This window comes from Streptomyces sp. NPDC051563, assembly GCF_044454225.1.
Lineage (GTDB): Bacteria > Actinomycetota > Actinomycetes > Streptomycetales > Streptomycetaceae > Streptomyces.
Genome location: NZ_JBITDL010000035.1, coordinates 77,001 through 99,818 on the forward strand (window position 1 = coordinate 77,001; position 22,818 = coordinate 99,818).

At 72.9% G+C, this 22,818-nt stretch carries 21 protein-coding genes; 11 read left to right on the top strand and 10 right to left on the bottom strand.

The window, feature by feature from the left end; translation table 11 throughout:
• Positions 1–26: 26 nt before the first annotated feature.
• The 5 genes from cseB to ACIA8F_RS32740 form a co-directional block, all read right to left on the bottom strand.
• Entirely contained in the window at positions 27–731 is a 705-nt protein-coding gene (gene cseB / locus ACIA8F_RS32720) for a two-component system response regulator CseB (protein ID WP_399384267.1), read from the bottom strand.
• Between the two features lie 48 nt (positions 732–779).
• A complete protein-coding gene (locus ACIA8F_RS32725) occupies positions 780–1,436 on the bottom strand; it encodes a hypothetical protein (protein ID WP_399384308.1) in 657 nt (218 codons plus the stop codon).
• Positions 1,437–1,474: 38 nt separating this feature from the next.
• A complete protein-coding gene (locus ACIA8F_RS32730; RefSeq protein ID WP_069920779.1) occupies positions 1,475–2,035 on the bottom strand; it encodes a SigE family RNA polymerase sigma factor in 561 nt (186 codons plus the stop codon).
• 180 nt (positions 2,036–2,215) lie between these two features.
• A complete protein-coding gene (locus ACIA8F_RS32735; RefSeq protein ID WP_399384269.1) occupies positions 2,216–3,181 on the bottom strand; it encodes an A/G-specific adenine glycosylase in 966 nt (321 codons plus the stop codon).
• 74 nt (positions 3,182–3,255) lie between these two features.
• Entirely contained in the window at positions 3,256–3,864 is a 609-nt protein-coding gene (locus ACIA8F_RS32740; protein WP_399384271.1) for a phosphatase PAP2 family protein, read from the bottom strand.
• A 200-nt stretch (positions 3,865–4,064) separates the two neighbouring features.
• Between ACIA8F_RS32740 and ACIA8F_RS32745 the strand changes: the two genes are divergently transcribed.
• The gene (locus ACIA8F_RS32745) at positions 4,065–4,904 is read left to right on the top strand and encodes a hypothetical protein (RefSeq protein ID WP_399384272.1); all 840 of its coding nucleotides are present in this window, start codon (positions 4,065–4,067) and stop codon (positions 4,902–4,904) included.
• Positions 4,905–5,027: 123 nt separating this feature from the next.
• On the opposite strand, the gene disA is transcribed toward ACIA8F_RS32745, so the two are convergent.
• Together disA and radA are read right to left on the bottom strand one after the other, a co-directional pair.
• Positions 5,028–6,152 (bottom strand): DNA integrity scanning diadenylate cyclase DisA, encoded by a 1,125-nt coding sequence (gene disA, locus ACIA8F_RS32750; RefSeq protein WP_399384274.1) that lies wholly within the window; start codon positions 6,150–6,152, stop codon positions 5,028–5,030.
• A 171-nt stretch (positions 6,153–6,323) separates the two neighbouring features.
• Positions 6,324–7,751, bottom strand: a complete 1,428-nt coding sequence (gene radA / locus ACIA8F_RS32755; protein ID WP_399384276.1) for a DNA repair protein RadA — start codon at positions 7,749–7,751, stop codon at positions 6,324–6,326.
• Between the two features lie 158 nt (positions 7,752–7,909).
• Between radA and ACIA8F_RS32760 the strand changes: the two genes are divergently transcribed.
• On the top strand, positions 7,910–9,814 hold the full coding sequence (locus tag ACIA8F_RS32760; protein WP_399384278.1) for a hypothetical protein: 1,905 nt from the start codon (positions 7,910–7,912) through the stop codon (positions 9,812–9,814).
• 12 nt (positions 9,815–9,826) lie between these two features.
• Here the strand turns inward: ACIA8F_RS32760 and ACIA8F_RS32765 are convergent, their stop codons facing one another.
• Positions 9,827–10,678 carry a hypothetical protein gene (locus ACIA8F_RS32765; protein ID WP_399384280.1) on the bottom strand — a complete coding sequence of 284 codons (852 nt, stop codon included), beginning with the start codon at positions 10,676–10,678 and terminating at the stop codon, positions 9,827–9,829.
• A 63-nt stretch (positions 10,679–10,741) separates the two neighbouring features.
• On the opposite strand from ACIA8F_RS32765, the gene ACIA8F_RS32770 reads away from it, so the two are divergent.
• The 4 genes from ACIA8F_RS32770 (at position 10,742) to ilvD (ending at position 15,260) form a co-directional block, all read left to right on the top strand.
• On the top strand, positions 10,742–11,689 hold the full coding sequence (locus ACIA8F_RS32770; protein WP_399384282.1) for a Ppx/GppA family phosphatase: 948 nt from the start codon (positions 10,742–10,744) through the stop codon (positions 11,687–11,689).
• A 99-nt stretch (positions 11,690–11,788) separates the two neighbouring features.
• Positions 11,789–12,622, top strand: a complete 834-nt coding sequence (locus ACIA8F_RS32775; protein WP_399384283.1) for a sugar phosphate isomerase/epimerase family protein — start codon at positions 11,789–11,791, stop codon at positions 12,620–12,622.
• Positions 12,619–13,272: a TetR family transcriptional regulator gene (locus tag ACIA8F_RS32780; protein ID WP_399384285.1), complete on the top strand. Its 654-nt coding sequence runs from the start codon at positions 12,619–12,621 to the stop codon at positions 13,270–13,272. The genes ACIA8F_RS32775 and ACIA8F_RS32780 overlap by 4 nt, the downstream gene beginning before the upstream one ends.
• Positions 13,273–13,406: 134 nt before the next feature.
• Positions 13,407–15,260 (top strand): dihydroxy-acid dehydratase, encoded by a 1,854-nt coding sequence (gene ilvD / locus ACIA8F_RS32785; protein WP_399384287.1) that lies wholly within the window; start codon positions 13,407–13,409, stop codon positions 15,258–15,260.
• A 136-nt stretch (positions 15,261–15,396) separates the two neighbouring features.
• Here the strand turns inward: ilvD and ACIA8F_RS32790 are convergent, their stop codons facing one another.
• On the bottom strand, positions 15,397–17,514 hold the full coding sequence (locus tag ACIA8F_RS32790; protein WP_399384288.1) for a protein kinase: 2,118 nt from the start codon (positions 17,512–17,514) through the stop codon (positions 15,397–15,399).
• A gap of 108 nt (positions 17,515–17,622) precedes the next feature.
• Between ACIA8F_RS32790 and ACIA8F_RS32795 the strand changes: the two genes are divergently transcribed.
• The 5 genes from ACIA8F_RS32795 (at position 17,623) to proC (ending at position 21,090) form a co-directional block, all read left to right on the top strand.
• Complete coding sequence (locus ACIA8F_RS32795) at positions 17,623–17,925, top strand: peptidase (RefSeq protein ID WP_399384290.1); 303 nt, start codon at positions 17,623–17,625, stop codon at positions 17,923–17,925.
• A gap of 89 nt (positions 17,926–18,014) precedes the next feature.
• Entirely contained in the window at positions 18,015–18,566 is a 552-nt protein-coding gene (locus ACIA8F_RS32800; protein WP_399384291.1) for a hypothetical protein, read from the top strand.
• A gap of 56 nt (positions 18,567–18,622) precedes the next feature.
• The gene (locus ACIA8F_RS32805) at positions 18,623–19,429 is read left to right on the top strand and encodes an ABC transporter ATP-binding protein (protein WP_399384293.1); all 807 of its coding nucleotides are present in this window, start codon (positions 18,623–18,625) and stop codon (positions 19,427–19,429) included.
• Positions 19,426–20,163 carry an ABC transporter permease gene (locus tag ACIA8F_RS32810; RefSeq protein WP_399384294.1) on the top strand — a complete coding sequence of 246 codons (738 nt, stop codon included), beginning with the start codon at positions 19,426–19,428 and terminating at the stop codon, positions 20,161–20,163. The genes ACIA8F_RS32805 and ACIA8F_RS32810 overlap by 4 nt, the downstream gene beginning before the upstream one ends.
• Before the next feature lie 117 nt (positions 20,164–20,280).
• Positions 20,281–21,090, top strand: a complete 810-nt coding sequence (proC, locus tag ACIA8F_RS32815; RefSeq protein ID WP_399384296.1) for a pyrroline-5-carboxylate reductase — start codon at positions 20,281–20,283, stop codon at positions 21,088–21,090.
• A gap of 59 nt (positions 21,091–21,149) precedes the next feature.
• On the opposite strand, the gene trpS is transcribed toward proC, so the two are convergent.
• On the bottom strand, positions 21,150–22,148 hold the full coding sequence (gene trpS / locus ACIA8F_RS32820; RefSeq protein ID WP_399384298.1) for a tryptophan--tRNA ligase: 999 nt from the start codon (positions 22,146–22,148) through the stop codon (positions 21,150–21,152).
• Positions 22,149–22,818 lie beyond the last annotated feature (670 nt).

Consider the following 22,818-nt stretch of genomic DNA (forward strand, 5'->3'; position numbering starts at 1 on the left):
TCCCCCGTGCTCGTTCCCTCAAGGCATCAGGCCTTGAGCTTGTATCCGAATCCCCGGACCGTCTCGATCCGGTCCTGCCCGATCTTGGTGCGCAGCCGCTGGACGTGGACGTCCACGACGCGGGTGTCGCCGCCCCAGTCGTAGTCCCAGACCCGCTCCAGCAGCCGGTCGCGCGAGAGGACGGTGCCGGGGGAAGTGGAGAACTCCAGCAGCAGCCGCATCTCGGTGGGGGTCAGGGCCACCGAGGCGCCGGCCTTGCGCACCTCCATGCCCTCGGTGTCGACCTCCAGGTCGCCGAAGAGCAGCACCCCGCGTTCGCCGGAGTCGTCCTCCTCGGTGACGCCTCCCTGCGGACCGCCCGCGTGGCCGAAGCGGCGGAGCACGGCGCGGATGCGGGCGACGAGGACGGAGCCGTCGAAGGGCTTGGTGACGTAGTCGTCGGCGCCCGCCTCCAGGCCCAGGACCACGTCGATGGAGTCGGCGCGCGCGGACAGCATGATGACGGGAACGGTGGACTCGTCGCGGATGCGGCGGCACAGGCTCACCCCGTCCATGCCGGGCACCATCACGTCGAGCAGTGCGATGTCGGGCCGGTCCGCCCGGAAGGACTCCAGGCCGGACAGCCCGTCGGGCATGGCCGTGACCACGAACCCGTCGCGTTCCAGCGCCAGGGTCGTGGCCTCACGGATGACGTCGTCGTCCTCCACGAACAGCACGTGTGTCTCGGCCATCGGGAGCCTCGCCTCGCCTCGGTACTCGTTGCTCGGTTCTTCGTACGGTCAGCTCTTGGGGCTGACGGCCGGGGCGGGGACCGTCCCGCCGTCGACCACGTTGCTGTAGTCGGTGTGCACCCGGTCCTGCTCGGTGAACCGCTCACCGTTCCAGCGGTAGGTGATCAGGTCCTCGCCGGAGGGGTAGGAGAGCGCGTCGCTCTTCCCGTAGACCGGCTTGGTGACGACCAGGTCGCCCCGGTCGATCTCGGCGTAGACGGGCGGCTGCTCGTCCGAGAAGACATTCTCGTACCCGGCCCCGTCCGCGCGGTACACGAACGAACCGCGGCCCAGCGCGTCGGCGCAGGACAGGACGTTGACCACGATGTCGACCTCCGGGCCGCCGGTGACCTTCCCGTAGCTGACGTCCACCGGGTACTCCTTGCCCGTACAGGGCTTCAGGTCCCGCTTGACGTCCGCGCTGATCTTGGGGTCCGCCTTGATCAGGGCGATCGGGTCGACCTTGGGCGCCGGCTTGCCGGAGGCCTGCGGTACCACCGGGGAGGCGCTGCCCGCGTCGTGCTCCGAGGGCACGGTGGAGGCGACTCCGGTCTTGGCCACCGACTCGGTACGGGCCGGGCCGCCGTCCCGCAGCCCCGTGCCCCCCGTCGAGCAGCCGACGGCGAACAGCACGGTGCCGACGAGGACGACCGTCCCCGCCGACATCAGTACCACCGAGCTCCTGCCGCTCAGTCTTTGGCCAATCAGGCCGCGCACCGCTCACGCCCCTCGTACCGGATGGTGTGGTCACCGCGCTCCAGCGCCCGCATGTCCAGGTCCCGGCTCTCCAGCTCCTGCCGGAGCCGGGCCAAGGCGCGGTGCAGAGTGCTCTTCACGGTTCCCGCCGACATGCCGAGCGCCGCTGCCGTCTCCTCGGTGCTCATCTGCTCCCAGTGTCGCAGCACCACCACACTGCGCTGCTTGGGCGCGAGCACCTTGAGGATGTCCATGAGCAGGGCGCGGTCGGCGCGCTGGTCCGAGCCGTCTTCGACGGAGGCGTCGGGGAGCTGCTCGGTGGGAACCTCTTCGAGCTTGCGGGCCCGCCACCATTCGGTGCGGGTGTTGATCATGACACGGCGCAGGTAGGCGTCGGCGAGGGACTTGTCGGCGATCCCGTCCCAGCGGCCGTAGGTGCGCACGAGCGCGGTCTGCAGGAGGTCCTGTGCGTCGGTCGGGTCCGGAACCAGGCGACGGGCACTGCGCAGCAGCGCGTCCTGCCGGGTGCGTACGTACTCTTCGAATTCGAGTACCTCGCCGTGCGCCATCTCAGACCGCCTCCGTTCCGACCAACCGCTACATCCGCTGCCTTGCGGATTCGACGGTACGGAGGCGTTGTCACGGCCCTGTGCGGGTCAGCCTTCGGTGGACGCACGGACACCCATAGGTTGTGTAACAGCGCCCGTGAGCTGCGGTTTCCGCGGACAAGCGGAATCCCTGAGTCAGCCTCAGGAGGCTTCGGGGGAGCGGCCCGGAGGGCGGTCGGGGGTGCGGTCGGGAGCAGCCTCGGGACCGGACTTCGCGGGGCCGGCCGGCAGCCGGTACATGAGGCCCGGCAGCGGTTCCACGAGCCCGTCCGAGACCAGCCCGTCGAGCGCCCGGGCCCGCTGGACGGGCTCCTCCCAGACGGTGTCGAGGAGGGACTGCGGCACGGCGCCGACCGCCTCGCGCAGGACCGCGAGGAGCCTGCCGCGCACCTGCCGGTCCGTCCCCGCGTACGTCTGCCCGCGCCGCGGCGGTCCCTCGTGCGCGGGCTTCCCGGCCAGCCGCCACGCGCACAGCCCGGCCACCGGGCAGCTCCCGCAGTCCGGGTTCTTGGCCGTGCACACCAGCGCCCCGAGCTCCATGGAGGCCGCGGCCCAGCGGGCCGCGGTGTCCTCGTCCGCGGGCAGCAGGGCCCGCGCCAGGCGGCGCTCGGCGGCGGTCGTCGCGTTCGGCGGGTACTCGACCCCGGTCGCGGTGCGGGCGAAGACCCGGCGCACGTTCGTGTCGAGGACCGCGTGCCGCTGCCCGTACGCGAAGGAGGCCACGGCCGCCGCCGTGTACTCGCCGATCCCGGGCAGGGCCAGCAACTGGGCGTGCTCGCGCGGTACGTCGCCCCCGTGGCGCTCCGTTATCGCGACGGCCGCGCCGTGCAGGCGCAGGGCCCGGCGCGGATAACCGAGGCGGCCCCAGGCGCGTACGGCCTCGCCCGGCGCGTCGGCGGCGAGGTCGGCGGGCCGGGGCCAGCGGGCGAGCCACTGCTCGTAGACCGGCAGGACCCGGTTGACGGGGGTCTGCTGGAGCATGAACTCGCTGACCATCACCCCCCAGGGGCCGGCCTCGGGGCGGCGCCAGGGCAGGTCGCGGGCGTGTGCTTCGAACCACGCGATGACGGGGGAGTGCAGCGCGGTGGTGGGAGTGGTTGCAGTCATGGCAGACGGCATCCTGGCACGTTTCGGGCCCGGGGGCCTCGTGCCGGTCCGCGGCGGCGCGACCCGTACGGGTCTCAGCGGGCCGGGTCCGGCCCGGTGATCAGCACGGCGGCGCGGCCACCGCTCGCCCGCACGGCGGCGACGACCCTGGTCGCGGGCCCGGCGAGGGCGAGGACGGCGAGCACGGCGAGGCTCGCGCCGAGCAGCAGGCCCATGGCCACGTCGTGCGGATAGTGGACGCCGACGAAGACGCGGGAGAAGGCCATCAGCAGGGCCAGCGGCAGGGTCAGCAGGACGAGCCTGCGCACCACCAGGGCCAGGGCCACCGCCGCGGCCCCCGCGATGGTGGAGTGATTGCTGGGGAAGGACCAGTCGCCGGTGGCCGGGCACGTGATCAGCGAGGCCGCCGCCCCGGCCACGGCCCGGCAGGGGCGCTCCTCGTCGACGCTGGACTTCACCAGCTCGGAGGCGACGTAGGCCAGGGCGGTGACGAAGGGGGCGAGCACCGCGAGGGCCACCGTGCGGGGGTCGCGGTCGCCGCGCGAGCGCCACCACACGGCTATGAAGAGGGCGCCGAAGACGAACAGCCCGTACTCGGTCCAGATCTCGAGCGCCGACTGCACCCAGCCGGGGGTCGAGCGGGCGAAGTCGGTGACGTCGAGGTAGAGGCCGGAGCTGTCCATGGTGACTGAAGGTACCTAAATCGGAATAACGTCCTGATCAGTCTCCGGATGAGTATCGGTCCCCGGACCGGTCTCCGGACCGGTCTCCGGGCCCGTTTCGGGTGCCCTGGATCACCCCGCAGGATGATCATCGGCAAAACAAGTCGTCTGCGCGGCATGTGGGCACTGATCGCGCCCCGAACTCTCGTAAGGTTCCGTTCGTGGGATCTCTGCGCAATCCGGTCGGGCCGCTCCCCTCCTCCATCTACTGGCGACGGAGGGCCGTGCTGGCGTCCGTCGCCGCGCTCCTCGCGATGCTCGCCGTATGGACCGTCAGTTCCGGTGCGGGCAAGTCGAGTACCAACGGCAAGGGCCAGGGCGGCTCCGGTCCCGTCACCCAAATCACCCCCGGACCCTCGGGATCCGGTCCGGCGATCAGTCAGGCCCCGGGCGGGCGCGGCGTATCGGGCTCCGGAGGCGGCTCCGGCGGCTCCGCGGCGGGCACCGGCACCGGCACGGGCTCCGACCCCGGCGCGAGCCCCGGCACGGGCAAGAACGGCGAACCGGGCTCCGGTACCGGAACGGCCGGCCAGGGCGGGACGGAAGGCTCCGGCGGCCCCGGCGCGGGCCAGGTCGTCCCGGCGGACTCGCCGGTGCCCACGTGCGCGCCCGGTGCGCTGCAGTGGGAGGTCAAGAGCGTGAAGAACGAGTACGAGACGAGCGAGAAGCCGCGCCTCGAACTCATCGCGCGCAACGTCTCGGGCACCACCTGCAAGGTCGATCTCGGCCCGAAGCAGGCCGTCCTGACGATCACCCAGGCGAGCAACGCCAAGCCGGTCTGGTCCTCGGCGGACTGCCCGGCGGGCGCGGGCAACGTGTTCTACCGGGTGCCCTCGCAGGGCGAGACCAAGCAAGCCCTGGAATGGGACCGCCACTTCAGCGAGGCCACCCAGTGCCAGACGCCTCCGGCGGGGGTGGCGGCGGCCGACACCTACGTGGTCGAGGTCAAGTCCCCCGGCATGCCGGTGGCACGGACGTCGTTCGTGCTGAAGTCGGAGTAAGCGTCCCCGGAGGGGCTGGTTTGCCCGCAGGGCAAAACCAGCCCCTCCGGTGTTTGAGGAGCGGGGTCCGGGGCGGCGCCCCGGGAGCGGCGCTCAGCCGCACCCGCGGAGCGGAGCCGCAGGCTAGACGTACCGCTCCAGGATGGAGGACTCCGCCAGCCGCGAGAGCCCCTCGCGCACGCTGCGCGCACGCGCCTCGCCGACGCCGTCGACCGTCTGGAGGTCGTCCACCGAGGCGGCGAGCAGCTTCTGCAGACCGCCGAAGTGCTCCACCAGCCGCTCGATGATCGCCCCGGGCAGCCGCGGCACCTTCGCCAGCAGCCGGTACCCGCGCGGGGACACCGCCGAGTCCAGGGTCTCCGGCGAGCCGGTGTACCCCAGGGCCTTCGCCACGATCGCCAGCTCCAGCAGCTCCGGATGCGTCAGCGCGTCCAGCGCGGGCAGCGCCTCGTCCACCGTGCGGGAACGCTTCGCCGTCGGCTCCGGCACGTAGTCCCGGATGACGAGCTCCCGCTCCTGCTCGATGCCGACCGTCAGCTCGTCGAGCTGGAGGGAGAGCAGCCGGCCGTCCGTGCCGAGCTCCACCACGTACTCCGCGATCTCCGTCGCGATGCGCCGCACCATCTCCAGCCGCTGCGCCACCGCCGTGACGTCGCGGACCGTCACCAGGTCCTCGATCTCCAGCGCGGACAGCGTCCCGGCGACCTCGTCCAGCCGGAGTTTGTACCGCTCCAGCGTGGCCAGCGCCTGGTTCGCCCGCGACAGGATCGCCCCGGACTCCTCCAGCACGCGCCGCTCGCCGTCCACGTACAGCGCGATCAGCCGCATCGACTGCGAGACCGACACCACCGGGAAACCGCACTGCTTCGAGACCCGGTCCGCGGTCCGGTGCCGGGTGCCGGTCTCCTCCGTGTGGATCGACGCGTCGGGCACCAGCTGGACGCCCGCCCGCAGGATCTTGGTGATGTCCTTGTCCAGGATCAGCGCGCCGTCGAGCTTGCACAGCTCGCGCAGCCGGGTCGCGGTGAACTCCACGTCGAGGACGAAACCGCCCGTGCACATGGCTTCGACCGACTTGTCCATGCCGAGGACGATGAGCCCTCCGGTGTTGCCGCGAACGATCCGTTCGAGCCCGTCACGCAGGGGCTGACCAGGTGCGACCGCGCTCAGCGAGGCGCGCATCATGGCCTCCTGCCTGGAGCTCGCGCCCGACTTCCCGGATGCTGCTGCCCCGTCCTTGGCTGCCACTGCACTCCTCCGGTCGCGGGATGTACCGCCTGCGTACGGCCGGGCGGACCATCCCGAAGTCTACCGGCGCGGCCCCGGCCCCCGCCGTGCCTTGGCCGGGCCGGGCCGCGGAGCCTCCGGTCCGGGGCCGCTGACCTGCTGCGGAGGGCCGGACCGGGCCCCTGCGGAGGGCTACTGGCCCGCGGCGGCTTCCTTGGCGTCCCGCGCCGGCGTACGAGACCGCCCGCGCGGCAGGACCCGCAGGGCGTCGCCCATGTCGGCGACCTCGGTCACCTTCATGCCCGCGGGCACCTTGCCCGGATCCACCGGCACCAGCGCGTGCGTGAAGCCCAGCCGGAACGCCTCCGCGAGCCTTCGCTGCACGCCCGTCACGCGCCGGACCTCGCCGGCGAGGCCGACCTCCCCGATGGCGACCAGGTTCTTCGGGAGCGGTACGTCGCTGGCGGCCGAGGCCAGCGCCAGCGCGACGGCCAGGTCGGCGGCGGGCTCGGTCAGCTTCACCCCGCCCACGGTCGCGGTGTAGATGTCCCGCTTGCCCAGGGCCGTGATCCGCCCGCGCTGCTCCAGCACCGCCAGCATCATCGAGACGCGCGAGGTCTCCAGCCCGGAGGTGGTGCGGCGCGGCGAGGGGATCTGCGAGTCCACCGTCAGCGCCTGCACCTCGGCGACCAGGGGCCGCTTGCCCTCCAGGGTCACCGTCAGGCAGGTGCCGGGGACGGCCTCGGTGCGGCGGGTCAGGAACAGCCCGCTCGGGTCGGCGAGGCCGGTGATGCCCTCGTCGTGCAGCTCGAAGCAGCCGACCTCGTCCGTGGCGCCGTACCGGTTCTTCACTCCGCGCACGAGGCGCAGCCGCGCGTGCCGGTCGCCCTCGAAGCTCAGCACCACGTCGACGAGGTGCTCCAGCAGGCGGGGACCGGCGATCGCCCCGTCCTTGGTGACGTGACCGACGAGCAGCGTGGACATCCCGCGCTCCTTGGAGGCCCGGATCAGCGCCCCGGCAACTTCCCGGACCTGCGCCATGCCGCCGGGTGCGCCGTCGATCTCGGGGGAGGCGACCGTCTGTACGGAGTCCATGATCAGCAGCGCGGGCTTCACGGCGTCCAGGTGCCCGAGCACGGCCGACAGATCGGTCTCGGCGGCGAGGTAGAGGTGGTCGCTGAGCGCGCCGATCCGCTCGGCCCGCAGCCGTACCTGGCTCGCCGACTCCTCGCCGGTGACGTACAGGGTGCGGTGTTCGTCGGAGGCCGCCTTCGCCGCGACGTCGAGCAGCAGCGTCGACTTGCCCACGCCCGGCTCGCCCGCGAGCAGGACCACCGCCCCGGGGATCAGCCCGCCGCCCAGTACCCGGTCCAGCTCGTCCACGCCGGTGCTGCGCGCGGTCGCCGTCCGGACGTCGACCTGCCCGATGGGCACGGCCGCCGTGGTGACCCGGCCGGCCGCGGTGGTCCGCACGGCGGGGGCGCCGCCGAGCTCCTCGACGGTGCCCCAGGCCTGGCACTCGGGGCACCGGCCCAGCCACTTGGCGGTGGAGTACCCGCACTCGGTACAACGGTAGGACGGCCGGTCCTTGGCGGATGAACGAGATGTACGGGCAGCCATGCGGCCCACCGTAGCCGCCGCCACCGACAGCCCGGCGTACACGCCGTGGCGTGCACCGTCAGGGATGCCGTCAGCATGGCGCCGATCTGTTCACCCGTAAGGGCTAAAACTGGTGAAGGCTTCCGGAGCGCCACCGGCGCGCCGCCTACGGTCGCCAAGTGACCAGCAGCAACCAGGGACACCCCGCTCCGCGCACCGGCGCACACCGGGCGCACGGGCGCACGCCCCCCGAGGCGACCAGGGTGGAGCAGCCGCCACCGTTCCGGTACGAGCCCTACCTGGACGGGCTGTTCACGTACTGCCTCTCGGTCCTGTGCGACCACGACACCGCCACCGACGTGCTCGGCGACGTCCTCGCCGTGGCCGACCGCCATCCCGGCCGCTGCCCCGACGAGGGGGACCGGCGGGCCTGGCTGTACGCCCTCGCCCGCTGGGCCTGCCTGCGCAGGCTCGCCGAACGGCGGCGCACGCGCCACGGGTACGGGGGAGCGCATTCCGCCCGGCGTGCACCGGAGCACACCGACGCAGGCCGTGCGCCGAATCCCGCGACGGCGAGCGCCGACGCGAACGCGGCGGCGAACGCCGCGGCGGCCGGACCCGACGGACGTGGACGCGGGGGACGCGACGGATCCGGCGGTCCCGACGCCCACGGCAGCCCCGACGGCCACGGCGACGGCCACGGCGGCCAGGGCAGCCACGCCGGCCACGGCAGCCACGGTGGTCTGGACGTGTACGCCTACCGCCGCACCGAGCTCGCCCGCCTCGCCTGGCCCGAGGCCGCCGGGACCACCCCCGAGCAGCGCGAGGCCCTCGAACTCGCCGTCCGCCACCGCCTCGGAGTCCCCGAACTCGCCGCCGTCCTCGGCACACCCCCGGCCGCCGCCCGCGAGCTGCTCACCGGCGCCGCCTGCGAGGTGGAGCGCACCCGGGCCGCCCTCGCCGTCGTGGAGACGGGCAACTGCCCGAGCGTGTCCCGGCTCACCGGCGACGACGGGGACGGCGGGGGAGACGGGAACCTGCTCCTCTCCTCCTCCCTGCGCGCCGAACTCGTCCGCCACGTCGACGACTGCCCGCGCTGCCGCCGCGTCGCCGAACGGGTGGGCGCCGCAGGGCCCTGGCCCGGCTCGGGCGGCATCAACACCGCCGCCCTCCCCCTGGTCCCTGCCCCGCGCACCGCCGTCCACGCGGCGATGCTCCGCTCGGGCGGCCGCCGGGGCACCGGGACCGGCCCGCGCTTCGACCGCACCGGCTTCCCGATGGACCCCAAGGACCGCGCGGCCCGCCGCGACCGGCTGCGCACCCGCGCCGTGACCACCACGGTCGTCGCCACCGTCGTCGCCGCCCCGGTGCTGGCGCTGTGGGCCGCCTACCGGGGCGCCCCGAGCACCGGGGAACCCGTGGGCAACGGCACCACGCGCATCTCGGCGAGCGACGCGGAGCTCCCGCAGGCCCGTACCGAAGGCCGCCCGCTGACGGCCTACGAGAACGCGGGCAACGCCGCCGTCACCACCGACGGCCCCGACTTCGCCCCGTCCGACGCGGCCCCCGACGTCTCCGTGGAGGTCATCAGCAGCGGCGCCCCGCCGAGCTCCGCGCCCGGCGCCCCCGACGCCCCGGGCCGGCTGACCGCGACCGCCTCCACCCACGGGGCGACCACCCTGCTCACCCTCACCGCCTCGGGCGGAGCCCCGGTCGACTGGCGGCTGTGGTCCGACGCCCCGTGGCTGCGCGCCAGTACGACCTCGGGCCGGCTGGCGCCAGGAGAATCGGTCACCCTGCGGATCACCGTGGACTCCGCGGCCCAGCCCGTAGGGGCCTGGAGCGCCCGGGTCGGGGTGGACCCGGGCGGCGCGGTGATCTCCATCCGGGGCCGGGGCCGCCCGGCACCCACTCCGCCCGGCCCGGATCCCACGCCGACTCCGACGCCGACCCTGGAGCCCACCCCGACGCCGACCCCGACTCCGACGCCGACCCTGGAGCCCAGTCCCACCCCGACCCCGACGCCGACCCCGAGCCCCTCGGACGGAGCCACGCCGGGGCCGACTCCGGCGCCGGCCCCGTAGGGCCCGTCCGGGCTACGCCACGGGGCCGGGTGCGGGATCGGCCGGGTGCGGGGCCATCGGCAGCAGCGAGGAGAGCCGCGCCTCGCAGAGCCGTACGAGCTCCTCGTACGCCTCCTTGCCCATCAGCTCCGTCAGCTCGGGGCGGTACGACTCGTAGACGGGCTTGCCGGCGCCGTGCGCCGACGTGGCCGAGGTGCACCACCAGTGCAGGTCGTGGCCGCCCGGACCCCAGCCCCGCCGGTCGTACTCGCCGATCGACACCTGCAGCACGCGGGTGTCGTCGGGCCGGTCGATCCACTCGTAGGTCCGCCGGACCGGAAGCTGCCAGCACACGTCCGGCTTGGTCTCCAGCGGCTCCTGGCCGCCGCGCACCGCCAGGATGTGCAGGGAACAGCCGGCCCCCGCCGGGAAACCGGGCCGGTTCAGGAAGATGCAGGCGCCGTCCCAGCGGCGGGTCTGCTTCTCCCCGTCGTCGTCGTGCTGCGTCCAGCCGGTCTCGCTGCCGACGTCGTGGAACTGCCACAGCTCCGGCGTCAGCCGCGCCACGTTCTCGGCGACCCGCTTCTCGTCGTCCTCGTCGGAGAAGTGCGCACCGAGCGTGCAGCAGCCGTCGTCCGCGCGGCCCGCCTGAATGCCCTGGCAGCCACTGCCGAAGATGCAGGTCCAGCGGGAAGTGAGCCAGGTCAGGTCGCAGCGGAAGACCTGCTCCTCGTCGGCGGGGTCGGGGAACTCCACCCAGGCCCGCGGGAAGTCGAGCCCCTTCTCGTCCGCCGCGGCGGCCTTGGCTCCCTTGGCGGGCTTGCCGGCCTTATCGGCCTTGGCGGCCTTGGTCTTGGGCTTGTTGGCCTTCTTCGTATTTGGCACAAACCCCAGCCTAAGCGCCCCTTACTCCACCCCTACGCCTTTGGACCAGTAGCGTTTCCCCCCATGAGACTCGGTGTCCTTGATGTGGGTTCGAACACGATCCATCTGCTGGTGGTGGACGCGCACCCCGGTGCGCGCCCGCTGCCCGCGCACTCGCACAAGGTGGAACTGCGGCTGGCGGAGCTGCTCGACGAACACGGCGCGGTGACGCCCGAGGGCGTCGAGCGGCTGGTTTCCGTCATCCGGGACGCGGTGCAGGCCGCCGAGGACAAGGGGTGCGAGGACGTACTCCCCTTCGCGACGAGCGCCGTACGGGAGGCCACGAACGCGGACGAGGTCCTGGCCCGTGTCAAGGCCGAGACCGGCGTGGACCTGCCCGTCCTCAGCGGCGACGACGAGGCCCGCCTGACGTTCCTCGCGGCACGCCGCTGGTTCGGCTGGTCCGCGGGCAAGCTGCTGCTCCTCGACATCGGCGGGGGCTCGCTGGAGATCGCGTACGGCATCGACGAGGACCCGGACGCGGCGGTCTCGCTCCCGCTGGGCGCGGGGCGCCTGACGGCGGGCTGGCTCCCGGGCGATCCGCCGGACCAGGCGGACGTGCGGGCGCTGCGGCGGCACGTGCGGGCGCAGATCGCCCGCACGGTCGGGGAGTTCAGCCGCTTCGGGGCGCCGGACCGGGTGGTGGCCACGTCGAAGACCTTCAAGCAGCTCGCCCGGATCGCGGGTGCGGCCCGCTCCGCGGACGGCCTGTACATCCAGCGGGACCTGACCCGGAAGTCCCTGGAGGAATGGGTCCCGCGACTGGCGTCGATGACCACCGCCCAGCGGTCCGCCCTCCCGGGGGTCTCCGAGGGGCGCTCGAACCAGCTGCTCGCGGGTGCGCTGGTCGCGGAGGGCGCGATGGACCTCCTCGGCGTCGAGTCCCTGGAGATCTGCCCCTGGGCCCTCCGCGAAGGCGTCATCCTCCGCCGGCTGGACCACCTGGGGAGGTCCACGCCGGTCGGCGTCTGAGCCGCGGCTCGGTGGGGTGCGCCTCGAGCGCCGGCGGGGGGTGTGGTGGGTGAACGTGGGGCGGGTTCCGGGCCGCGGGGACCCCGATACCCTGTCCCCGTGGCAAAACCAGTCCGGATCCCGACCGCGAAAGTCGCCCTCTCCACCGCCTCCGTCTACCCGGAGTCCACGGCGACCGCCTTCGAGATCGCCGCACGCCTCGGCTACGACGGCGTCGAGGTGATGGTCTGGACGGACCCGGTCAGCCAGGACGTCGACGCGCTGCGCCGCCTCTCCGACCACCACCAGGTGCCGATCCTGGCCATCCACGCCCCCTGCCTCCTCATCACGCAGCGCGTGTGGTCCACCGACCCCTGGACCAAACTCCAGCGCGCCCAGGCGGCGGCCGAGAAGCTCGGCGCGAGCACGGTGGTCGTGCATCCGCCGTTCCGCTGGCAGCGTCAGTACTCCCGCGACTTCGTGACCGGCATCTGGCGGATGGCGGACGAGACCGACGTCCGCTTCGCCGTCGAGAACATGTACCCCTGGCGCTACCGCGACCGCGAGATGCTCGCCTACGCGCCCGAGTGGGACGTCACCAAGGACGACTACCGCCACTTCACGGTCGACCTCTCGCACACCGCGACCGCCCGCACCGACGCCACCGCGATGATCGACCGGATGGGCGACCGCCTCGCCCACATCCACCTCGCCGACGGAAACGGTTCCGCGAAGGACGAGCACCTGGTCCCCGGCCGCGGCAGCCAGCCCTGCGCCGAGCTGCTGGAGCGGCTCGCCGCCACTTCCTTCGACGGGCACGTGGTCATCGAGGTCAACACCCGCCGCGCGATGTCCTCCGCCGAGCGCGAGGCCGACCTCGCCGAGGCCCTGGCCTTCACCCGGCTCCACCTCGCGGCCGCCCCCGGCCCGGCACCGAGGACCCCGCACCCATGACCGAGCCCCTGCCGGACCCCGACGGCTCCGCCCCCGCGAAGCCGGCCAGGCCCCGCCGCGGCCCGGGCCGCCCCCGCCAGGACGAGGCGGACGACGGCCCCGGCACCCAGGAGCGCATCCGCCTGGCGGCCCGCTCCGAGTTCGCCGCGCGCGGCTACGACAAGACCTCCGTCCGCGGGATCGCCAAGGCCGCAGGCGTGGACCCGGCCCTGGTGCACCACTACTTCGGCAGCAAGGACGAGCTGTTCGCCGGCGCGATCGAGCTGAGCATGGAGCCCGCCCTGGTCCTGCCCGCGATCATCGGTGCGGGTCCCGACGGCATCGGCGAGCGCCTGGCCCGCTATTTCCTCGGCGTCTGGGAGAACCCGGTCACCCGGACCCCGCTGCTCGCCGTGATCCGCTCGGCCCTCACCCACGAGGCCGCCGCGAAGGTGCTGCGCCGGCTGATCCTGCACCGGCTGCTGGAGCGGATCGCCGCCGACCTCAACGTCCCCGACCCGACCTTCCGCGCGGAGCTCGCCGCCTCCCACATGGTCGGCATCGCCATCCTGCGCTACGTGGTCCAGGTCGAGCCCCTCGCGTCCGCGGACCCGGAGACGATCATCGCGCTGGTGGCCCCCACCCTCCAGCGCTACCTCACCGAGGAATGACCAATTGCTGAGCCCCCCGTCCCGGGATCCGGACAGCGCGTCCGGATCCCGGGCAGGGGGCGTAGCCTCGTAACCGAGCCATATCCACAGTCGCGGCAGACGTTCGCGTCACCGCACACATGGGGAGAGATCCGATGCCCGAGCTGAGGTCCCGCACCGTCACCCACGGCCGCAACATGGCAGGCGCACGTGCCCTGATGCGCGCCTCGGGCGTAGCGAGCGCGGACATCGGGAAGCCGATCATCGCGGTCGCCAACTCCTTCACGGAGTTCGTCCCCGGCCACACCCACCTGGCCCCGGTCGGCCGCATCGTCTCCGACGCGATCCTGGCCGCCGGCGCCGTCCCCCGCGAGTTCAACACCATCGCGGTCGACGACGGCATCGCCATGGGCCACGGCGGCATGCTGTACTCCCTGCCCTCCCGCGACCTGATCGCGGACTCGGTCGAGTACATGGTCGAGGCGCACTGCGCCGACGCGCTGATCTGCATCTCCAACTGCGACAAGATCACCCCCGGCATGCTGATGGCCGCCATGCGCCTCAACATCCCGGTGGTCTTCGTCTCCGGCGGCCCGATGGAGGCCGGTCAGGCCACCCTCGTCGACGGCACCGTCCGCAAGCTCGACCTGATCGACGCCATGGTGGACGCCTCGAACGACAGCGTCTCCGACGAAGACGTCCTGCGCATCGAAGAGAACGCCTGTCCCACCTGCGGCAGCTGTTCCGGCATGTTCACCGCCAACTCGATGAACTGCCTCGCCGAGGCCATCGGCCTGGCCCTCCCCGGCAACGGCTCGGTCCTCGCGACGCACACCGCCCGCCGCGCCCTGTACGAGGACGCCGGCCGCACGATCGTCGAGATCACCAAGCGCTACTACGAGCAGGACGACGAGTCGGTCCTGCCCCGCAACATCGCGACCCGCCAGGCCTTCGAGAACGCCATGGCCCTCGACATCGCCATGGGCGGCTCCACGAACACGATCCTGCACCTCCTCGCCGCCGCGCAGGAAGCCGGTCTGAAGTACGACCTCACGGACATCGACGAGGTCTCCCGCCGGGTCCCGTGCCTCGCCAAGGTCGCGCCGAACGTGGCGCCCGGCGGCACGTACTACATGGAGGACATCCACCGCGCCGGCGGCATCCCCGCCCTCCTGGGCGAGCTGCACCGCGGCGGACTCCTCAACAAGGACGTCACCTCGGTCCACTCCGCGAACCTGGAGGAGTGGCTCGCCAAGTGGGACGTCCGCTCCGGCACGGCTCCGGACGAGGTCGTGGAGCTGTGGCACGCGGGCCCCGGCTGCCAGCGTTCCGCCTCCGCCTTCTCCCAGTCCGAGCGCTGGGACACCCTCGACCTCGACGCCGAGGGCGGCTGCATCCGTTCCGTCCAGCACGCCTACTCCAAGGACGGCGGCCTCGCCGTCCTGCGCGGCAACATCGCGGTCGACGGCTGCGTCGTGAAGACCGCCGGCGTCGACGAGTCCATCTGGACCTTCGAGGGCCCGGCCGTGGTCTGCGAATCGCAGGACGAGGCCGTCGACAAGATCCTCCGCAAGGAGATCAAGGCGGGCGACGTGGTCGTCATCCGCTACGAGGGCCCGCGCGGCGGTCCCGGCATGCAGGAGATGCTCTACCCGACGTCCTTCCTCAAGGGCCGCGGCCTCGGCAAGGTCTGCGCCCTGGTCACGGACGGCCGCTTCTCCGGCGGCACCTCGGGCCTGTCCATCGGCCACGCCTCCCCGGAGGCGGCCTCGGGCGGCTCCATCGCGGTCGTGGAGGACGGCGACCGCATCCGCATCGACATCCCCAACCGTTCCATCGAGCTCCTGGTCGACGAGGCCACGCTGGCCGCCCGCCACGAGGCCCTGGGCGGCGTCTACGCCCCGAAGAACCGCGAGCGCAAGGTCTCCGCGGCGCTGCGCGCCTACGCGGCGATGGCCACCAGCGCCGACAAGGGCGCGGTCCGCGACGTCAGCCTCCTGGAGCGCTGACCCGCTACCCGCAGGCCCCGGTCCTGGCCCCGTCCGACACCCTCGGACGGGGCCGTCCGTGTCTTTCGGCGGCCCCGGCGGCCCCGGCGGCCCCGGAATCCCCGGCATCTCGGCCGGCTCCGGTGTTCCGCCGCCCTCACCACCCCGCGGGATCACCCGCCGCCACGGCGAACACGCTCCCGTCGGGCGCCGACGCGTACACCCGCCCGTCCCCGACGACGGGCGCGGGCAGGCTCGCCGCGAAGGTGTCCTTCCCGCCGCCCATGCGGGGCCTGGTCTGGCCCGCCGGTTTCCCGTCGGCGCCGAATGCCAGCAACCGCCCGTCCGGCGCGGTCAGGAAGACCCGCCCGTCGGCGAACACCGGCCGGGAGGCGCTGGCCAGGCCCGTCTCGATCCGCCAGTCCTCCCGGGTCGCGCCCACGGCCGCCAGCCCACCGGGGGCGCCGAAGACGTAGACCACTCCGTCCGGCCCCACCGCTGCCTGGGCGTCGTAGAGCGGCGTCGCCAGCCGTACCCGGGTCACCGCACGCGTGCCCAGGTCGACCCGTACGACCGCCTCCGTCCTGCCCGCCGCATCGCTGTCCAGCAGGTACATGCCGCCGCCCGCGACTCCGACCGGCCGCAGCGCTCCGGCCGCCCGGGCCTGCCACCGCACCGTCCCGCTCGCCGGGTCCACGGCCGAAAGCTGCGTCGACTTGCCGTCGGCCTTCGGCGTGGCCCCATACAGCACGGCCCCGCCGGGTCCCTCCGGTCCGCCCCACCAGAGCGAACCCGGTCCGCCGAGCGGCTTCGTCCAGCGTGCCGACCCGGTCGCCGCGTCCAGCGCGGTGAGCGTGCCGTCCGTCGCGGCGATCAGGACGCTCGCCGCGACGGACACGACGCGTGCGCCTCCGGGGACGTTGCGTCTCCAGCGCTCGGCCCCGGTCGCGGTGTCCCGGGCCTGGAGGATCTCGCTGCCCTGCGCCACCACGAACACGACCCCGGCCCCGAAGACGGGTGCGCTGCTGCTCGCCGTCGGGGCGCCGGGCGCCGCTGCCGGTACGGTCCACAGCGAGGTGCCGCTCGCCGGGTCGAGCCGTGCCAGGGCCGTGCCGGGCCCCGAGCAGTACAGGGCCGGCGCCTGCCAGGCGCATGCGGCGCCCCGTTCCCCGAGCCGCACGGACCACGGCAGGGGCCGTCCGGCCGTGGGCGGCGGCGGGGCGGAGCTCGCCTTCGCCCCCTTGCCGCCGTACCCGGACCCCGGCTCGTACCCGGACCAGAGGTAGCCGCCGACGGACCCCGCTGCCAGCAGCAGTCCGAGCCCCGCCGAGACGGCCACCCGGGTCCGCCGCCCGCCCCGGGGGGCCGGGGGCACGATCCGCTCCCGCCGGTGCGTGGCCTCCTCGTCGGGCGCCGGCCGGCGCGGCTGCGGGATGAAGGCCTGCGTGTCCTGGTCCGTCGGGTACGCCACCGCCCGCAGCGCCACGATCAGCGCGTCCGCGCTCGGCCGCTCCGCGGGATCCTTGGCCAGGCACTGGGCGACCAGCGGCGCGAGCCGCTGCGGCAGACCGGTCAGGTCGGGCTCGCTGTGCACCACCTGGTAGGCCACGAGGTAGTGGCTGTCGGAGTCGAAGGGACCCCGCCCGGTCGCCGCGTACACGAGCACCGCGCCCAGCGCGAACACGTCCGCGGCGGTCCCCACCTCGCGCGGCCGCTGGAACTGCTCCGGCGCCATGAACGGCGGGGTCCCGATCAGCTTGCCCGTCTCGGTGCGCAGATCGCTGTCGGCCGGCCGCGAGATCCCGAAGTCGATGACCCGCACCCCGCCGGGGTCCATCAGCACGTTGCTGGGCTTCAGGTCCCGGTGCACGACCCCCGCCCGGTGGATGTCCCGCAGGGCCTCGGCGAGTCCGGCGGCGAGCCGCGCCAGCTCCCGGGGCTCCAGCACCTGGTCCCGTACCCGCTCGGAGAGCGTCGGGGCGTCGATGAACAGCGTGGCCATCCACGGCCGTTCGGCATCGGGGTCGGCGTCCACGACGGGTGCGGTGAACGCTCCGCTCACCCGTCGCGCGGCCGCGACCTCCTGCCGGAACCGGGCCCGGAACTCCGGGTCCACGGCGTGCTGCGGATGCACGATCTTGACGGCGAGTTTCAGCCCCGACTCGGAGGTGGCCAGGTGGACGACGCCCATGCCGCCGGAACCGAGCACGGACTCAAGCCGGTACTGCCCGGCGTACTCCGGAAAACCCGCGTAATCCGCCCGCGCTGACCGCACCGCTCACCACCCCCGCCGGAGCCTAGTCGATGGCCCGTGCGAATCCCCAAGGTCCTGCTACCCTGCGCGGGTTGCGCAGGGCAACACACCTCAGGGGGGTCATTTCGCATGTCCGTCGAGAGCGATTCAAGCCAAGTCCAGAGCCTCACCTCGGGGTCGGGATTCCCGACGTTCCCCGTCGCGCCCGGCTACCGGGTGAACGTCCGCAGCGGCCCCGGCACCAATTACTCGGTCACCCGGGTCCTCCCGGCCGGTGCGTCCGTCGGCATCCGCTGCCAGTGCGAGGGGACGAACGTCACCGGCCCGTACGGCACCACGACCATCTGGGACAACATCGCCAACGGCGAGTTCATCTCCGACGCGTACGTGAAGACCGGCAGCGACGGCTACGTCACCAGCCGCTGCGGCTGACACCCGCCCGCACCCATCCGGGTCCGCCACCCGGCCCGGCCCGTGAGACACCCCGGGTCCTCCCTGCCCGGCGGGGGATAATCGCTGGTGTGAGCGACGACCAGCGAGACCAGACCCCTGCCGAGCCGGCCCCTTCCGAGCCCACGCCCCCGGCGCAGCCCGCGGTGCCCACCGGGCCGGAGCCCGAGCCGATCCGGTTCTTCGGGACCACCTGGGTGAACCACGACGGCGGCTACGGTGCGCGCCGCGTCGGCGTGGCCGCCGGCGCGCTGGTCCTCGCCGTCGTCAGCGCCTTCCTGCTCCGGTTCTCCTACGAGGGCCTGGAGATCGGCAACGTCGGCGCCTTCCTCAGCATCTCGGTCGTCGTCCTCTTCGCGATCGCCAGTTCCATCGCCTTCGTCAAGACCTGGGAGTCCTTCAGCCGCCGGCAGCCCCCGTCCTCCGACGAGACGGCCCTGAAGGGCCTGAAGGCGATCGGTTTCATCGGCAGCCTCATCGCGTACTTCCTGCGCTGCTTCGTGGAGGCGCCCGGCGAGAAGCTGCGCCGCACCGAGTACGAGCGCGCCTCGGTCGAGTTCGACCGCCGCCGCAGCTCCCGTACGGGCAACCCGGCCGCCCGGCGCCCCAAGCGCAAGAAGTAGCCCCGGCACCCACCCCAGCCTTGCGCCGGGGCACCGCCGGGAGCATTATTCATCACATGATGAATAACCAAGCGGCCGCCGCCGTCCACGCCGACGGCCTCACCGTCCGCCGAGGCACCGGCCGCATCCCCCGCACCGTCCTCGACGGCCTCTCCTTCGACGTCCCCCGCGGCCGCATCACCGGCCTCCTCGGCCCCTCCGGCTGCGGAAAGTCCACCCTGATGCGCGCCGTCGTCGGCACCCAGGCCCACGTCACCGGCACCCTCGACGTACTCGGCCGGCCCGCCGGCCACCCCGCACTGCGCTCCCGCATCGGCTACGTCACCCAGGCGCCCTCCGTCTACGACGACCTCACCGTCCGGCAGAACCTCGACTACTTCGCCGCGATCCTCGACCCCGGCCGCGCCGCCGCCGAACGCCGCCGCGAAACCGTCACCCGGGCCATCGCCGACGTCGACCTCACCACCCACGCCACCGCCCTCGCCGGAAACCTCTCCGGCGGCCAGCGCAACAGGGCCTCCCTCGCGGTCGCCCTCCTCGGCAGCCCCGAGCTCCTCGTCCTGGACGAGCCGACCGTCGGCCTCGACCCCGTCCTGCGCCGCGACCTGTGGAACCTCTTCCACGACATCACCACCACCCGCGGCGCCACCCTGCTCGTCTCCTCCCACGTCATGGACGAAGCCGAGCGCTGCCACGACCTCCTCCTCATGCGCGAGGGCCGCATCCTCGCCCAGGACACCCCCGAGGCCCTGCGCACCCGTACCCGCACCGACACCGTCGAAGAGGGCTTCCTCCACCTCGTCGACGCCGCCAACGCCGAAGCCGCCGCAGTCTCCGCAGCCCCCCACGGGAGCACCCGATGAGCACCGCCCGCACCACCGCCACCGCCGCCCGCGTCCTGCGCCAGCTCCGCCACGACCCGCGCTCCATCGCGCTGATGCTGCTGGTCCCCGTCCTGATGCTGATCCTGCTCCGCTACGTCTTCGACGGCAGCCCGCGGACCTTCGACGGCATCGGGGCCTCCCTCCTCGGGATCTTCCCGCTGATCACGATGTTCCTGATCACCTCCATCGCGACCCTGCGCGAACGCACCTCCGGCACCCTCGAACGCCTCCTCGCCCTGCCGCTCGGCAAGGGCGACCTCATCGCCGGCTACGCCCTCGCCTTCGGCGCCATGGCGGTCGTCCAGTCCCTGCTCGCCACCGGCGTCGCCCTCTGGGTCCTCGGCCTCGACGTCGTCGGCTCCCCGTGGCTGCTCCTGCTGGTCGCCCTCCTCGACGCCCTGCTCGGCACCGCACTCGGCCTCTTCGTCTCCGCCTTCGCCGCCTCCGAGTTCCAGGCCGTCCAGTTCATGCCGGCGGTGATCTTCCCCCAACTCCTGCTGTGCGGACTCTTCGCCGCCCGCGACACCATGCAGCCCGTCCTCGCGGGCATCTCGAACGTCCTGCCCATGTCCTACGCCGTCGACGGCATGAACCAGGTCCTCACCCACACCGACATGACCGCCGACTTCGTCCGCGACGCCGTCATCGTCGCCGGATGCGCCCTCCTGGTCCTCACCCTCGGCGCCGCCACCCTCCGCCGCCGCACGCCCTGACGGAAGAACGGGCCTGACCGCAGTCCGGACAGCCCGTCACCGTTCCCCGCACGAATGCAAGGATGAGGACGCAACCCCTGCATGCGTGCACGAACAGTTCGGCGAGGTGAATCGGGCATGACCCAGACAGTCGCAGTCCTCGGTACCGGCAAGATCGGCGAGGCCCTGCTCAGCGGGATGATCCGCGGCGGCCGGCCCGCCTCCAAGCTCCTCGTCACCGCCCGCCGCCCGGAACGCGCCGAGGAGCTCCGCTCCCGCTACGGCGTCGAGGCCGTCACCAACGCCGAGGCCGCCAAGCGCGCCGACACGCTCATCCTGACGGTGAAGCCGCAGGACATGGGCAAGCTCCTCGAAGAGCTCGCCCCCCACCTCCCCGCGGACCGACTGGTCATCAGCGGCGCGGCCGGCATCCCGACCTCCTTCTTCGAGGAGCGCCTCGCCCAGGGCACCCCCGTCGTCCGCGTCATGACGAACACCCCCGCGCTCGTCGACGAGGCCATGTCCGTCATCTCGGCCGGCAGCCACGCCACCGCCGCGCACCTCGCGCACACCGAGGAGATCTTCGGCGGCGTCGGCAAGACCCTGCGCGTCCCGGAATCCCAGCAGGACGCGGCCACCGCCCTCTCCGGCTCCGGCCCCGCCTACTTCTACTACCTCGTCGAGGCCATGACCGACGCGGGCATCCTCCTCGGACTGCCGCGCGCCCAGGCCCACGACCTCATCGTCCAGGCCGCCGTCGGCGCCGCCGTCATGCTCCGCGACAGCGGCGAACACCCGGTCAAGCTCCGCGAAGCCGTCACCTCCCCGGCCGGCACCACCATCAACGCGATCGTCGAGCTGGAGAAGCACGGCGTACGGGCCGCCCTGATCGCCGCCCTCGAAGCGGCCCGCGACCGCAGCCGCGAACTGGCCTCCGGCAACAGCTGACGTCCTCCGGCCGCTACGGGGCTGCGCGCGCAGCCCCGTAGCGGCCCGGCCCGCTCCCCTCAGGGCTCCAGCAGCCCGATGGCCCGGTACGCCGCGTCGACCACGGGCCGCGCGATCGCCCGGGCCCGCCCGGCCCCCGCGCGCAGCACCGCCTCCACCGCCCCCGGATCGGCGGCCAGCTCCGCGTGCCGCACGCGGACCGGCCGCAGCAGCTCCACGACGGCATCGGCCACGTCCCGCTTGAGCGCCCCGTACCCGGTGTACTCGTCGGCGAGCGCGGCCGGATCTCCCCCGGTACAGGCGGCGAGGACGTCCAGCAGGTTCGCGACCCCGGGCCGCGCGTCCGGGTCGTAGACCACCCCGCCGTCCCCGCTGTCGGTGACGGCCCGCATCACCTTCTTCCGCACCGCCTCGGGCTCGTCGAGGATGAACACCACCCCGGGCCCCGCGTCCCCCGACTTCCCCATCTTCGACCGCGGGTCCTGCAGGTCCATGACCCGCGCCGCCACCACCGGATGCGTGGCCTTGGGCACGGTGAAGGTGTACCCGTACCGCTGGTTGAACCGCACCGCCAGATCCCGGGTCAGCTCCACGTGCTGCCGCTGATCCTCCCCGACGGGCACCTCACCGGTCCGGTAGGCCAAGATATCGGCGGCCATGAGCACGGGATAGGTGAGCAGCGACAGCCGCACCCCGTCCCCCGAGGCCTGGGCCTTCGCCGACTTCTCCTTGTACTGCACCATCCGGCGCAGCTCCCCGTCCGAAGCCGTGCACTCCAGCAGGTAGGAGAGCCGGGCGTGCTCGTCCACGTGGCTCTGCACGAACAGCGTGCACTTCTCGGGGGTCAGCCCGGCCGCGAGCAACAGGGTCGCCGCCTGCCGGCTGAGCCGCCGCACCCGGGCCGGATCGTGCTCGACGGTCAGGGCGTGCAGATCGACCACGCAGAACAGCGCCTCGTCGGGCTCCTGCTCGGCCGCGACCCACTGCCGTACGGCCCCCAGGTAGTTGCCCAGCGTCAGATGCCCCGTCGGCTTGACCCCGCTGAAGATCCTCGTCATGTCCCTGCTCCCTGCTCGTGTCGGTGTGGGCATCGACGCCACCGCGTCGGGCGACCGAGCCACTCCCGGGAGGGGAGAAACAGAAACGGCCGCCGTGATCGGCGGCCGTCGAGCGCGTGCGTGCTCGCGTGGTTGGTCGGCCGCCGTCAGGCGGCCCACCAACGAAGGTCGAGCATGAGCGCACGCGTAGTCATGGGAGAGAGGCTAGACCCTGAGGGGTGAGGAGAGCGTCAGGTTTGCCCGCCCCGCGAGGCGGTCCGGCCCGGGGTTGACACACCTGTCCCGGATCCGTAAGGTTCTTCGAGTTGTCCGAAGTGAGCGCCGACCCCGGTCGGTCCCCGGACAGCCATCCCGCACTACACATTCGAACGAACGACTCACTTTGTCGTCCCGTTTTCATGCGTATTTGCGAATGAGGAATCCGCGTCCACGGACGCAGTCGCCGATTAGGTTCGGGGGCAAGGAATCCGCTACTGTCTCACTCGTCGCAAGGGCCCAACAGCCCGAACGACAAAACCCGTTGACTGGGAGTCAGGCCCGAAAGGATCTGATAGAGTCGAACTCGCCGGAAAGGAAAAACGCGAAAGCGGATGACCTGGAAGGCGGGAAACAAGCGAGACAGACTCTGATAGAGTCTGAAACGCAAGAACAGAACAGAACGAAGCCCGGA